6 protein-coding genes are annotated in these 15,830 nt (G+C 34.3%); all 6 read right to left on the minus strand.

The window, feature by feature from the left end; translation table 11 throughout:
• Positions 1–4: 4 nt before the first annotated feature.
• The 6 genes from ACPWSR_RS02100 to ACPWSR_RS02125 all read right to left on the minus strand — a co-directional run bounded on the left by ACPWSR_RS02100 (position 5) and on the right by ACPWSR_RS02125 (position 15,573).
• Complete coding sequence (locus tag ACPWSR_RS02100; protein ID WP_426350044.1) at positions 5–2,089, minus strand: PRD domain-containing protein; 2,085 nt, start codon at positions 2,087–2,089, stop codon at positions 5–7.
• A gap of 84 nt (positions 2,090–2,173) precedes the next feature.
• Entirely contained in the window at positions 2,174–3,571 is a 1,398-nt protein-coding gene (locus ACPWSR_RS02105) for a PTS mannitol transporter subunit IICB (RefSeq protein ID WP_426350045.1), read from the minus strand.
• Positions 3,572–3,829: 258 nt separating this feature from the next.
• A complete protein-coding gene (locus ACPWSR_RS02110) occupies positions 3,830–7,417 on the minus strand; it encodes a hypothetical protein (RefSeq protein ID WP_426350046.1) in 3,588 nt (1,195 codons plus the stop codon).
• A complete protein-coding gene (locus ACPWSR_RS02115; RefSeq protein WP_426350047.1) occupies positions 7,410–9,578 on the minus strand; it encodes a hypothetical protein in 2,169 nt (722 codons plus the stop codon). Before ACPWSR_RS02115 ends, ACPWSR_RS02110 begins: the two co-directional genes overlap by 8 nt.
• Positions 9,579–9,636: 58 nt before the next feature.
• Positions 9,637–13,014, minus strand: a complete 3,378-nt coding sequence (locus ACPWSR_RS02120) for a tubulin-like doman-containing protein (protein ID WP_426350048.1) — start codon at positions 13,012–13,014, stop codon at positions 9,637–9,639.
• A 15-nt stretch (positions 13,015–13,029) separates the two neighbouring features.
• Entirely contained in the window at positions 13,030–15,573 is a 2,544-nt protein-coding gene (locus tag ACPWSR_RS02125) for a vWA domain-containing protein (protein WP_426350049.1), read from the minus strand.
• Between the last annotated feature and the right edge of the window lie 257 nt (positions 15,574–15,830).

The following is a 15,830-nucleotide window of genomic DNA, read 5'->3' on the forward strand; positions in this document are numbered from 1 at the left end:
CCTTTCATTGATTTAGGAACCTCTCAAAATAATCACCGAGAATATCTCCCAGCTGGTTCCTTATGACTAATTCATTACCTTGAAAAATATTACTTAAAAAGCTTTCATCACTTATCAAAGAACTACTAACACTTCCCAGAAGCTTCATATTGATATCATTATGCTGACTTTCCGGCATAAGCATAACTATTACACTTCTAATTCCCTTCATATAGGAATCTGTAAAGGATTCACCCTGTTCAGGATTAAATATATAAAAGCTACTATTGGATACCCCCTTTGTTCTGCAGTGAAGAAGCGCAAATCTTTCCTCTTCAAAGATCTGGGTCAAAAGTCTCTCACGAGCTTGAATGTCTCTATATATTATTGCGGCTTTCTCTTTGTTCACTGCAATGGTATCACAGATATATTCCGTGAGACCGTTAAAGGAAATAGCTTCATTAACCTTTATGAGTTCAAATTTATTCAGTATTGCATCTATCTGCAGAGCAATATAATTTATTTCCTCAGTATTCCTTAGGCTTCGTCTTTTCTGCTGCTTTTTAGCTTTTCTACTGCAGGCTTTCATTTTGCTTTTTATATTTTTATAATCCTCTTCACTTAAGAAAGGACTAACACTTATATAATCTACCTCAAGATCCTCAAGGTTAATGCTGCTTATAAAAAAATCGACTTTTTCACGAGTCTCACGGTCAATATCCTCTCGAGAAAAAACATAAAGATTAGCTTCTTTTTTCAAATAGCTTTCCAGCTTCACCTGCATTAGTCTAGCAAGACCAATGCCGCTTTCACATACAATCCCTACATCAAGCTTTCTATCCAGCTCACTTGCGCTCTTCATTCTCTCCAATGCAGCACCAAAGTGAATTGCAAGATAGCCTACCTCATGATCATTTACAGCTACTCCCAAAAAATCCTCCAGAACTCTGGCAACCCTTCTGCTTTTTTCAAAACAATCCTGATAATGCATTTTTATTTCTGAAAGCATAGGATTGTATATCATCATATCCCTACTCAATCTATACATAGTTGGTTCAAGATGACAGATTAAACCTGTTATAAAATCATGATCATACTTTAAATTAAAAGCAAGACTTTCATCAAAGGCATCTATCATTGAATCCACAAGATCAGGAATCTTATCATAGCTAATATCCAGGTTAATCCTCGACTCCTCTTTGGGAAGCTTCAGCTTTGCTCCACGTATCTCCATAAAAATGTAAGCATATTCTCCCTTTGAAAGTTTTATATTAAACTTCCTTTCCAGAGCTAAAATTATCTCCTCAGTAACCAGGTAATCCTCCTCTGGTCTTAGCTCTTCTATAGACTCTTTTATAGAATTGCCACTAAGAATCCTAGTCACTGCCACAGAGATATGCACAATGATGGCAAAATAACTTATATCTGTCATTAGCCTTAATTTAGGATTAACTATATTCTGTAAAACTTCAGCAATGGTAATTAGCGTATGTGGGCTTATAAGGCTATATATTCCTCTTGCAGAATCATTTAAGCTTAAACTCTCTCTGTAAGCTTCATTATTATTGCTAATAAGCTTATTGAGTTCATCATTGCTTACTTCTTCAGAAAAAAGCTTTTTAACGGCTTTTCTTATTTCCTTTTCCCTTCCCTGAAGATTTATCCCATAGCCATGTCTTCTTATGAGCTTTACACCAGTATCGTAAAACCACTCCGCTACTCCTTCTAGATCTGAGCTAACAGTACCATCACTTACAGCCATGGTATGACTAAAATAATAAAGCTTCTGAGGCTCTTTAGTCTTGAGAAGCTCACATATAATATACTTTCTCCTAAGCTCCTTGTCAGTGTAATCCACCAGATCAGTGTTCTCAAGGATCTTCCTAAGCTTCTCTTTATCTCCTTGGTTTCCCTGAAGCCATATACCCTGTCCCTGTCTTTTTTCTAGAGATATATTAAAATCTATAAGATTAGCTCCAATATTATTTAGTTCTCTGAGAACTGTACGCCTGCTTACCTTAAGCTTTTCCGCAATCTCTTTGACATACATTATACCTTCCCCATCAAGCATTACCTGTAAAATGTGCTTTTCACGGGGCGAAAGCTCCATATCCACTCCCCCTTAACTTTTCCCCAGAGCCACATAGGTAGCTAATTAAGCCTTCCCTACAGTGACCCTGGAGATTAATATCAATTAATGGATCTGACTATATAACTTTTTCAGGTCATCAACTACCATGTCATACTCTGGAGCTGCCATAAAGTTAGTTATAGTCACAAGCTTTGCCTCTGGTGCTGATTTAGCAGCCCTTTCAGCTAAATCCTTGTGAACTACTACTAGCTTAGCATCCTTAGGAATCTCAGAAACAGAAGCATGTTCAACTTCAATTTCAGATAGTCCTGCTTCCTTGAGCTTTTTCTTGAGCACTGTTGCTCCCATAGCACTGGAGCCCATACCAGCATCACAAGCAAAAATTATCTTATTAATAGGAGTATTCCCTAGTCCTTTTGATTCTGCCTTCATTTCCTTAATCTTCATTGTAGCATCCTCAAGATTTGATGATTTTTTATTAGCCCTCTTAATAAGAGGTATTGAAATAACAAAGGATACAGCTGCTGCTATTACTGCTCCGAAAAGCACTGCTATGGTTGACCCTTTAGGTGCCATACCAAGGTATGCAAGAATGCTTCCAGGTGAAGCTGGACCAGCAAGACCAAGATTGAATATAGTATAATATAACAAGGCTGCTAAGGAACCACCAATAGTAGATAGTAAAAGTATAGGATTCATCAATATATAAGGGAAATAAATCTCATGAATACCGCCAAAGAAGTGTATAATTATCGCTCCTGGAGCAGAGGTCTTTGTTACCTTGTCCTTAGAAAACATCCAGTATGCAAGTAGAACTCCTAAGCCTGGACCAGGATTTGTCTCAATTAAATACATTATTGATTTTCCTGCCTCAGCTACCTGATCTACTGCAAGAGGGGTAAAGACACCATGATTAATAGCATTATTCAAGAATAACACCTTAGCAGGCTCAACAAAGATAGCTACAAGAGGAAGTATACTGTTCTTTACCATAAACTGTACGCCACTGTCTAATACAGATAATATAGCTCCCATAAAAGGGCCAACCAAATAATATCCTATAATAGCAAGTATCATACCGAGAATTCCAATAGAAAAGTTATTAACTAGCATTTCAAAACCAGCCTTAACCTTACCTTCTACTGCTTCATCGAATTTTTTAATAACCCAACCAGCTACGGGACCTATTATCATTGCTCCAAGGAACATTACATAGTCGGAGCCAACAATAACACCTGTAGCTGCAATAATTCCCATGACAGCACCACGATTTCCTCCTACAAGCTTTCCACCCTGATAAGCTATTAAGCCAGGTATTATATAGGTAAGCATAGGAGATACCATAGACTCTAACTCTTTATTTGGTAGCCACCCAGTACCAATAAATAAGGTAGTTATTAAGCCCCAGGCAATAATAGCCCCAATGTTTGGCATTATCATACCACTTAAAAAATTTCCAAAACCTTGAACATTTGATTTAGATTTTGCTTTACTGTTCATATCGTCCCTCCATTTAAAATAAAATAATGGTTAAAAATCCATATACATAGGGAGATTGACCGGCCAGTCTTACCTTCTAATTTAATAATAGTAAACTTTGCACTCGTTTTCAATTAAATGTAATTTAGATTTGTCACCTTAAACATATGACAGAATTATTTTTTATATTATTTGTTTATCATTTTGGTATTCTATTTAAATAATAAATGGAACCAGCTATAACGCTGATTCCACCTAAAATAATATCTTTCTATCCTTTTATAACTGTTTCTTCTTAATTTTCTTCACAGATTTCTTAACCTTATTATCCTTGGTAACTACTTTTTCATTACTCGATGTCTCAGCTTTTTCTGCCAAATCCTCTTTGCTTTCTATTTCAGGGTTACTCTCTGTCACTTCAGTTTTGTCCTCGGTCACTGCATCATCTTTAATGTCCTCTATATGCTCTTCTTTCCCTTTGTTTATTGACTCAGCTTCTGCTTTTTTCTCTTTCTCAGCACTATGTACAGATTCTACTTTTTCCTCTTGGATATTCTCTTTTGTAACTTCCTTTTCTTCAATATAACTGTACTCTGATGCAGACTTTTTAATAGATGAATCTGTATTTCTATTTGATGATTCTGAGTCAAGATCTATTGGCGAGCTTCTCTTATTTACAAAATCAATTCTATGGTTACTGAAGGTATAAATATCCTTTGTTACGACTTCTTTTAGACATTCTAATAATTTCTCAGGAATTATATACTCAGGAATTTTATCCAGTCCATATCTCAAAAAATTATATTTATCCACAGGACTGACTTTTATAGAATCATCTGTACCTGTTATAATCCATCTATCGTGATTTTCAGCAGTATTACTCGTATCTGTAAGCCACAACAGATAATCGAATAGAAGTCTTATGATGCTATTCATATTATTGACTATTGTTTTTGTTATCCCTTTTTCCAATTCAGTATCCTCAAGGATAAATATAGTTATCGCATCCTCTTTCGCATCCTGGCAAATAATAGGCTCATACATATGGATTATCTCTGCTTCTCTATGTATTACCTCTTTATTCTTAATAACAGAACGAGCTATAATATATTGATTTACTTCTGGGAATAGAGTCTCAAAAATTTCGTTAAGCAGCAGACTAAATGTAAAGGATAGATTAAAATTATCCACTACGCTATTTGATTTAATTCTATCACTGGTTATTTTCCACTCTAAAATATTACCATTTCGGTAGTTCCTTTTAAGACCTCTTTTTCTTCTGTTTATTTCTCTATAAGAATATTCACCATCACCAAAGGTAATTCTATTGGAAAACTGATAGTAGCCCTCAGTATCTATGGTTATTTCTCCTCTATATATATTCTGAGAGAACTCACTGTCTCTTATGGAATATGAAGGCGGCTCATTATCCTCCAAGCTATTTATGCCTACTGATACAATTCGTTTTTGTCTATAAAAGAAATTATTGAGCAGAGTGGAATAGCTAACCTCTACTACAGCTTTATCAAAATCTATTCTTTCTATGAGGTAATACCTGCCACCAATTGTTATATATTGCCCCTCAAGATAATTTTGATAAAGCTCATAGGCTGGTATAGTATTAATAACCTTATTTCTCTTTTCCGAATCAATAAATTTAAGATTCTTGAAGAGCCTTTGAGGAAGCTCATTTATAACGGAGCTTAAAAGCTTATAATATCTCTTACTTTCAAATATTTCCTTCTGCCAATCATCACTTTCATTGTACACTTTTAAATATATGTCAAATGATATATTAACGCTGAAAGCCTCTTGTGTAAGCTTATTAAGAGCCTTAATAATTATTTTATTTATGTTGCTATTAGTAGAATCTGTATCAATGCCCAACCTATTTAGGTTTATTAGAAGCTTTTCCTCTTCCATACCTCTACATAGCTCACTGATTATTCTAAATACAGCAAGCTTTATATTATTATGTTGTACGGGCATTATAGCTCCCGAAGCTTCACTATTTCCCAGGAAAAAGTCAATATTATCAATAAAATAATCTCTCAATAAATATTGTGGAGAAACTATGTTAACGAATAGATTTTTCTTCCCTTGTCCTGACCAATTATAAGCACAGGAACCCACATTCTTATCTTTATCTTCTAATATAAGCAAGTCATTATCCTTTATAGCTACAAAGTTACCATTTTCGTAGAAATCTATACCTTCATCAATATTTACTATTTCTTTATGATGCATGTATCTCTTCATCATAGGCTGTGATTTATATACACTGTTAAGTTCATCTAAATACGCTTCCTTAGAGGTTATAATTCCCACTCCATAAAGCTCTCTTCTCAGGGCTGGCATTGATAAGGGTATAAGCTGTCCCATAAAAGAAGCTCCGTATCCTGAAATAATGTTACTTTGAAGCCATCCTCGTTCACTGGACCAAAAGTTAATTGTAACAGCTCTATCTAATCCATCTTCTTCTACAATATAATGAAAATCAAGGTTCATAAAAACATTAGAAATTGCCTGTTCTAAGCCATTAACTCTTTTACTGAAAAGTATATACTGCATGTCCTGAGTTCTATTACTTTTAAATATAGATGATAAAATCGTTAGATTTAAAGCCTCTGCAGAGAGAATTCTATCTGTATTTATACCTAAAACTACATCTATATCCTCATAATTTATCTTTCCTTTTAAAGCCAGCTCCACAGTAGTAATATAAATATCGATATTACTATCAAGCTTCGCTTCCTTTTCTATCTCATCGTAGGAAAGAGTTTCCACCACTATAGATCCATGGTCCTTCTTAAGCTGTAGATCATTAAGCCACTCAGAACACTTATTTACTGTGTACTGACTATCACAGAGAAAAATCAGCTTCTTATTAGCTGCAAATAAAATATTGATAACTGGATATAAAGCCTCAGTATAGTTAATGACTATCTCACTTTCAATTATGAGATTTTTTCCTGATAATATCTGAGATATAATCCTTCCGTTAGAGAAATTACTGCTATTTCCATCCTTACTAGTAATAAAATCAGCTATTTCTCTACTATAATGATTTCCCTTAAGCTTATCATCTTTTACATATATCTTTTTTGATTTCCCATAAATTCGATAAGATGCCAGAAGCTTATCCTTCCATATAGACTCATACTCATCAGATAAATCTACCCATGCTATATTCCTGTCTGATTTCTCTGCAGCTCTTTTAGCATCAAGCTTTTCCTCTTCTACAGAACCATCCATGTATGCTGCTACTTCAGCTAAAAATGCAATTAAGCACATGGCTGTGATAGGTATATAGTTTAAGTTAATATTATTATCTGTCAAAGAAAAATATGCTTGTACACCACTATATAATCCACTGAACCAGACAATAAAGCTACCCAAGGCCTTTAAAATTTTGTTGTAGGTTACTGCACTTTTCACAATATATCCATAGCCTTTTTCAGCTTCTTTTTCCTGAGCATGGGAGCTTAATGCTTTATAATAATAAAGATAAGGCAACCTCTCATTGATACCTATTACATTATCATCCTTCTTATTAACGATATGAGCATAAATATACTTAACTATTAACCAGAGAAGTATTATCCCTAGACAAGAGAGTCTTGTTACCCTAGAATCATTAAAAAAGTCATAAACCTTTTTCATATCCTCATTATAGAATGCCCATAAAGTAAATATCCCATTAAATAGAGCTATGAGTAAGAAGGTTAACCCCATTATGATTATTATTATTTTTTCCTTATACCTCTTTTCTTTTCTTACAGCAATCTTTGTAAAAAGCCCTCTTACACCGTATCCAGTGAGAATAATACCTGCAGTGGTTAATAAGGCTATAACTAAACTAATCATGGCTATACTCCTTATCGTCTATTAGAATAAATTTATCAATGTATCCAAGGATAGGCAGATTAAGCTTTTGCTCTGCCTGATTATTAATATTTATTCTACTGCTTACCCCCTGATATAAATCTGTGTATTCTAAAGGGCAATAAACCTGATTATTTTCACAGCTAAAATCTAAGACAAGATTAAGCTTTTCCATATCTAAGTATTCCTTAGGCTTATGAATTTTCAGCTTATCAATGACAATCTCCCCAAGCTCTATGTGCTCATCGAGCATTTTTTTATGATAATTAAAACGGGTGATCTTCTTGTTAGCAGCATCAAGCTTTTCCCTGCAGGAGGAAACGTATTTTTTCATCATCATGAGATTATAAATATCATTTATGTACTTAGAAACATTTTTATCTCCCTCATAAAGCCTTTCAATAATTTTCTCACTATCATTCACTATGTAAGCAACACAAGCCTCCAGCTCTATCTTTACTTTCTTCCCCTTACTATTTGCAACAAGCAAGGCAAGAATCGGTAGTGATATATTAATTATTAGAGCAAAGAGTAAACTTTGATAATTAAAAGATACATATCTATACCAGAGAGGATAAACCAAAAATGCAGCTGCAGAAATTAAAAGGATTATATTCCTTACTTCTTCTTTTTTGGGCCTCTGCATAGATATATCCTTAGCTTTTTCAACAAAGTCATAATACTTTTTCTTAATTGAAGTTTTGTCCTCCAATTCTATATTTTCTCTGAAATTTATCAATTTCTTCTGTTGCTCTAGTATCTTTCTTTCATATTCTTTTACAATATACTCTACCTCTAAAACTCCTGCTTTCTTTGTTATTTCACCGGTGCTTCCTTCTTTCTGTATTCTCAGGGATGCAGATAGTTCCCTCATTCTTTTCTGAGAATGGTCTAAAGCATACTTATATCTTTTGTATAAATTATCAGCAAATACTTTAATTTTATATTCATCCTTTTCTCCATAATAACTTGAAAACTGTGGCACTTCACTTATCTTTGGCTTCTCCATAACCATAGATGGATTAAAGGTAATAGGAGTGTACTCCTCATATTCTATATCAGCTACAGTATATCTACCCAATTTCTCATTTTCTTTTTTTAGCTTTGTTAGATAAGAATAAAAAAGCTGAGATAGCTTATCCTCTTGAAAACTACCTTTAATCCGCCAATTTGCCTTCCTTGTTATATCATTTCCTGGAAGGATTTTTTTCATATCCTTCTCAGATATTAGTATAAGTACTGATATAACCTCTAAAAGATATCTGTATTTAGCCGTGTCATAGCTAATATCTGACAAATGGTTATCAAAATCCATACGGAGTATTATAGTATTCCTGTTCCCTGCTAAAGCAATATGACTTTTAAAGCATTGCTTTAATATTTCTACTGGATTTTCTATTCTATCTATATAGTCATTTGATCTATTAATAGAATCCTTAAAGCTGTTTATAAATTCATTCTGACTCTTTTCTAAAGCAGCTTTATACCAGAGAAAAAAACTATCATTTTTCTTTTTAAGCTCATTAATTATTGGAATAAAGTAATCATTATTAAATCTCTCAATAACTTCTTGAAGCAGATAAGTAGAATTATCTATTCTACCCTGATTATTTATAGGATGGCTCTTTTTAATAGACTCCCAATCCTCACCCATCCTAATCAAATGAGCTTCTGAAAAAAATACCTCTTCATCAATTAATCCATAGGTATCCTGCACATACCCATCAGTATCAATATCTCTTGACAGCTTTATTCCCTCACTTACTCCTTTGCCATAGCCGTCCCTTCCTGCAGAGTCTACAATTAAAACATAGAGAGTATTAAAAGGAAATTTATCAGAAAGCTTTTCTATAATCTCTCTCTTTGAAGTATTTATAATATTTGAGAGAGAAGCCTCTAAAGGCTCCTCAACCTGTTGGCCCCTATCAACAATTAATGTCATATTCCATTTATTAGATCCTTTATTAAATAGAAAGGAGTTTATTCTTTCTTTGATCCCTTCCATATCCAAGCCTACATCGTCCACAGTAGCAGGATCATTGGCAAAAAACATGCTTCCTTTGTTCTCTAGCTTATAAAAGAAGCTTTTAAATAATATAAAACCAGAGAATTTTCCACTAAAATCTATAACTACATTTACCATGAACTGCACCTCACAAGGTACCCATATGAATTATGGGTACCAGATAATTAAACTAACATTATAAATTTTTCATCCTTCCCTCAATTAGTCCTATGGTGTTATGATATTCTATACTTTCCTTGTTAATTTTCTCTGTCCATGCAGATTCATTTATAAGCCGTGTATACAGCTCCTTTATTTTCATCTTTTCCACTGTTTCGCCTTGTCCAAAGCTACATATTCTAGCAAAAGCTTCTATTATATTGTGAAGAGCATCATAAAGGTATAGGAACTTATCATCCATAGATCCATCCTCAGATTTTGGAGTTTCCTTATAAAGGTTAATAAACACATCGAGGATAGTATCTCCCATATCATAGCTACTAACCTTAAGATTAAGCAGATTCTTCACATCCTGAACTTCAAAGATATCTTTATCACCATTGATTTTTGACTTAAGATCCTGGCAGCTCGCCTCAAACTTAGAAACTATTTGCTTTACCATGCTTCTGTTTGAGCTTAAGGCTTCATATAGATTTTTTACCTTATCATCAATATTGGCTCCATTAAGGGCTATATTTTTTGGTGTTCCATCGAGCTTCTGGAAAAATCTTCTTTCACCAGTAGTTTCATTCACTAAAACCACCTTAAACATTTCTTCAGCCAAACCTATAATAAAGGCTTTCGAAGCGTCTAAAAGATCCTTCTTATACTCATCATCGTTTATATCTCTAAGGGTTTGATGCCAGAGCTTATCAATATGTGGAGTTATAGCTGTTCCTTTTGGATTAAAGCTAGCACCATCCTCTGGTATTTTAGCTATTAGCTCATGGTAGGCTTTAAAGTAAGCTCCCTGCTCCTTATCTATGTACTCTTCTTTCTTACCAGAAGAAAATTTAGCAAAATCATTTACCATGAGACCATATCTGATTACAACAAAGACTATCTCATTCCTTGGAAGGAGCTTGTCCTCAACAATTGAAATATTTAGCTTGCCAGCATTGGCTTGCTCTATTAATCTCTCCAAAGAGCTTTTTCCTTGAGGATCATCATAAACTGCTCTACAATCTTCACTGAAGCCCCAGATATTATAATCACTGCTCTCAGTTGTCTCAGGTGCCCATGGATTAGCTATTTTAGGCAAGCTGCTTAGCTTTTCTCTGATATAATCCTCCTTAGACCCTTGTGGATTATAGTATTCCGCTTCCTTTATAAGAGCATCCATAATATTCATATCTAGTATATCCCTGCAGTCTTCAATGAGCTTCTCTCGACATATAGGTACAATATAGGTATTAAATAAGCTATCATAGCCACTGACAATAGAGTCACTGCTATTTAACTTCATTCTAAAGTTTCTAAAGAGAGCTGAATATATATTTTCTGATAAAGCCCCTGATAAAGCATTGGTCTTTGTAACCTCAGGGATCTTATCCCACATCTGATTCTTAAACCTTTGACTTCCTAAAACAAACATTTCATTAGTTCCAGTAGTATCTTCATGTTTTTTATAAAGAGCATCACAATTCTTTGAAACATCAAATTTTAATTCTCCAAGCCTTCCAAACATGTTTTCATATTCTCTTAGCAGCTTTTCTAAGTTCTCTACTAGGCTAGTATAAAAAGCTTCTGAGAAATAATCCTCTGAATAGCTGTTAAGAAGCTTCAAATGCTTAAGATGCTTGTTCTCATATTCTTCCTTGAACTTCTTTAGCTTCCTTCCAATAATTCCCTTATTTTTTATTGCCTCATCAACCTTTTTGCTGGCACTAACTCTAGAGCTAGAGCCCTTAACAGGCTCAAAGCATGACTCTTCTGCAGTCTTCAGGTTCATTTTCTGTTTTTTATTTCTATCTATTAATTGCTCCTTTTCCTTCTTCAGCTCATAATGAAGCTTATATAAGAAATATCTGATTCCCACAGAATTAATATACTGGTCGTCCTTTTTAATAAATTCATCTAGTATACCTTTATTGTTCTCATCATGGATACCTAAGAGAGTTCCTGCCCAGGATAATCCCTTTGTAGCACTCTTACCTTCAATTTCATTTCTATAGGCAACTAAGCTATTTTCTTTAGCTTTTATTAATGGAGCCAAGGAACCATCTGCAGTATTTGAAAAAGAACCTGGCAATAAACACTTACTCTTTATTTCATTAAGCTCTTTATCCTCTAAGATAAATTTCTTAATCTCATCCTTAAGCTTCTTTTTTATTGCCTCTATATTGCTTCCTTTTTCTTTACCATATTCATCTATCTCGTATAAATCTCCTTTAATTCTTTTAAAGAAGGGCTCATTTTCTGCCAGCTCTTCAAACTTCCTTATGTATATATCCTCTAATTCAGGCTCAGCAGTATAGATACCCTTGTCTTCATTAGCCTTATACTTGGCTCTTTCATTAAGGAAGATGTTATCTATCTTTAAAAGCTGATTATCTAAGCTCTCTAAGACTAAACGATTAGTACAATAGTCTACTATATCCTCATATGGATAGGTAAGGGTTGCTGTTCCTACACCTCCAAAGGTATTTCTACCATTTCTGCTCACCGTTGACCTCATTTCATTTATATAATGTGAGAAAACTTTATCAGATATAGGTCCAAAGAGCTGAAGATAAATATTATTTTCAATCATCCTTATGTAATCATTAAAGCTGGACAATACTTTCCCCTTGCTGTCCTCCTTATCATAAATATAACAATAATCATAAGGCAGGTCCTTTACAGTTATATCTCTAAAGCCTTGCTTATCCATCTGCTCAGGCTTATATTCTAAGTCAATGCTAGAACCATCACCTGCCAGTGACATTATTATGGCACTGAGCTCCTTCATGGAGGCGTAGGCATTGGCATATATATTACTTATTTCTTTGTTAGTAACTACCCCCATCATTACATCTGGTAGTATAAAGGTTCCTTGTATTTCAACTCTTTCCATGGCAAACTGACTCTGAATAACCTCTCTTATATAAAGAGGTATCTGAAGGAACATACCAGAACCTGTCCCCCCCATCATGGAGGTAACAATCATAACTCTAAGCCCTTTTGTATCCGTATCATTACCAAGCTTAAATATTTTATTTCTAGCTTCTTCTATAGGCTTTAGAGCTCCTTGATCCATAGCAGATCTTAAGGCCAATCTAGAGATAGCTCTGATCTGACCTGCACCATCAAGCATATGCATAGTACCAATAAGCCTATGATAAGGGAACCAGGATTTTGCTTCTGGATCCATCTGAAGAGCATAATTAACTGTTCTATCAGTGCTTGTTTGAATTCTGTAGGCTGGATCTATATTAGTCATCATTTTTTGTGAATTAATATCCGTATCAAAGACAATTGCCTGAACATTTTTGTCCCTGCCATCAGCCTTAAGCTTTCCATACACATCATTTACAATTGTAGACCCTATGCCGCCTAATCCTATAAGCAGCGTCGGCACATTTTTGTATTCCATCTATATATCATCCTTTCAAAAGTTAAATAGATTGTCATCTTCTGAGCCCTGCTCCTGAGCTTCTTCTCCATTAAAAGAGAAGTCATCAGTTAAAAAATCATCCTCCTCAATGTTTCCTGAAGAATATTTTGTACATTTATATATGTAGCTTTCCTTCTGTCCTTCACTGAACAGTGTCAGCTTTTGGTCAGTACTAAGCTTAAAGTTTTCATTTATAGCCTCATCCTCTAATTTTATATGCTCATAGCCTGATAAGTCCTTATAATCAATAGCTACAATATTTTTATTTCCCGTAGCCTTAAAACTCAGACTGGCTACATTTCCCTTTTGAGGGATATAGGGTATAAATCTTGAAACTGTATCAATGTTTATCCCATAGCTTTCATAAATCTCAGAGTCATAGGCCACCTCAAAGGAATAATTTTTCCTATCAAATCTCTTTTTTATTCCAGGTATATAGCCTATGAGTAATACTATTACTAAGAGAATTACCAGTGGAATAACCCATTTTATCAGTGAATCCTTAACTGTGTAGGTGGTAAGCTCTTGACTGTACTCCTCTCCAAAAGCAGTCTTCAAGGTTATTGAAGAATTAATTTCACCAGTAGGAGCTAAAAACACTAGAGAGTCTTCTCCATACACAACTATCTCCGGTGTAGAACCGCTATTATCTAGCTCATAGGTATATTTCATATCTTTATTGGAGGTAAAGAAAATTTCACATTCCTTCAGCTCCTCATAGGTCATAGGAATATCTTTAATATATGGTGTTATTCTATAAATTTCTTTTCCTGAAAGCTCTGTAACCTTAAAGCTATCCTCACTAATTTTCTCTTCATTTAATGTAATCTCTCTCTCTACAGGTACAAGGGTTATCTGTGGCTTAACTCCTTCTGCCCAATTAAGCACATACTGCTCGCTGGTTACTTCAAAGGTCAGAGGTAATTCCTTATCCTCTTTGTACTCAATATTTCTTAAAATCTTAATAGGAATGCCTCTTCCACTGTATGCTCTTAATGTTATCTCCCCATCCTCAGTAAGTACTATGTCATTTACAGAAACAGCAATTCCTTTAGGCATATTAGATATTTTCATCATTATACTTCCATTTATATCTCCACCAACAATGCTATATTCTAATGTTTCAGCCAGCTGATATTCATCAGAATAGATATAAGGCACCTCCACCTTTATCTCAGTAAACACTGGTTTAGCATCAGTTATTACTTCTATAGGATATAAATTAATAACCTCTGATTTAACTCTGAAGAAGCCTGGAAGAGATACTATAGCATAAGCAACATTACTACCTCTTTGTATAGTGAAGTCTCCATAAAGCTTATTGTCTTCCTGATCATAAGTCATTTGAGAATACTCATTATTAATTACAAGGGTTCCTGACACCTTATCCTTCCAGTGAGAAATATCAACTGGTGTTTTATCTATGCTGTTTATAATCTCCGCAGCGTAGGTAATCATGTCACCCTCAACAATATCATCTATATTATTACCTTCTAGAACTCTACCATTTCCGTCCAATATACTGAGCTTAACTTCTACAGCAGCATCCACTAGAACCTTGAATTTGTCAGCTTTTAAATCTATATTATCCTTAAAAGTAATCACTATATCCCCAGCAGGTATATAATCATAATTATTTGCTCCATAATGAATTATTCTAGACTGTAATTTATCTGATCCCGGATTACTTGTAATAAAATCAGAGTAAGCATCTAAATTCCCCCCATCATAAGCTACGGATTTTATATCTACACTCTGCTCCTGCTGATAAACTATAAGCTTCCTTAAGGGGAAGTTAGATGTTACGGTAACACTCTTTCCATCAGGGGACTTTGTTAATTTAACACTTTCCCCCTCCATACCTCTTCCCGATATGAGTCCAGCTACCTTTGACATGGCAGTTACTATTCCTTCTTTATTAGATGCTGAAATATAATAGTTACCTGCAACCTCTTGCCAACTTCGTATAACGTCTTGAGGAATATTTTTTCCAATTCCTACAAAGATACTTTCATACTTACTCTCTCCCATATCCCCTTTCAAATCTGAAAGATATTTGCTTAAATCCTTAGGCTTTCCCGTTTCAAATTCACCATCGGTAATTACTACTAACCAGTACTCTACCTCCGGAGCATCACTGTAATCCTGTTTTTTCTGTTTAAGCCAGTTAGCAGCCGTTTCTACAGCTTCGAAGGGAGTAGTCATACCTTCACTTTTCCACTTACTTATGTTTTTAATCTCTTTTTTTACATCACTTTCCGTCCCTAGGTTAAGCGTGGTGTTATGGCTCTCATCACTCATTTTTACTACATTAATTTCATCAGAGGCCGAAAGTAGACCTGTTAAATTTTGAAGAGCATAGCTTGCATAAGCCCAATTCTCATTTTGCTTCATACTTCCTGAATCATCATATACAATGCTTACAACCTTTTTGATAGCCTTATCTTCTAAAGCATATGAAGCTTCAGTGGTAAAACACCCCATCAATATAACTATAGCCATGATATAGAGTAGCTTCATTTTTGAATACTTACTCATAAAATCCCCCCTATGTAATACATCCAAACTTCAACTCAATCGTCATTAAACATCATCAAACCGCATAAAATAATTTTTATTTTAAACAATATATTATATAATTGTTTACAATATAATAAATATACATAAATTATACACAATTACGACAATATTATCAATTATACATAGCTAATCATACGTCTCTAAGAAGACCTATCATAAAAAAATCAGCAGGCTTCTTTTTTTAGCCTGCTGATATCCTATATTTAGCTTAATTA

Source organism: Alloiococcus sp. CFN-8 (assembly GCF_049943125.1).
GTDB lineage: Bacteria > Bacillota > Clostridia > Clostridiales > Clostridiaceae > JAEXZL01.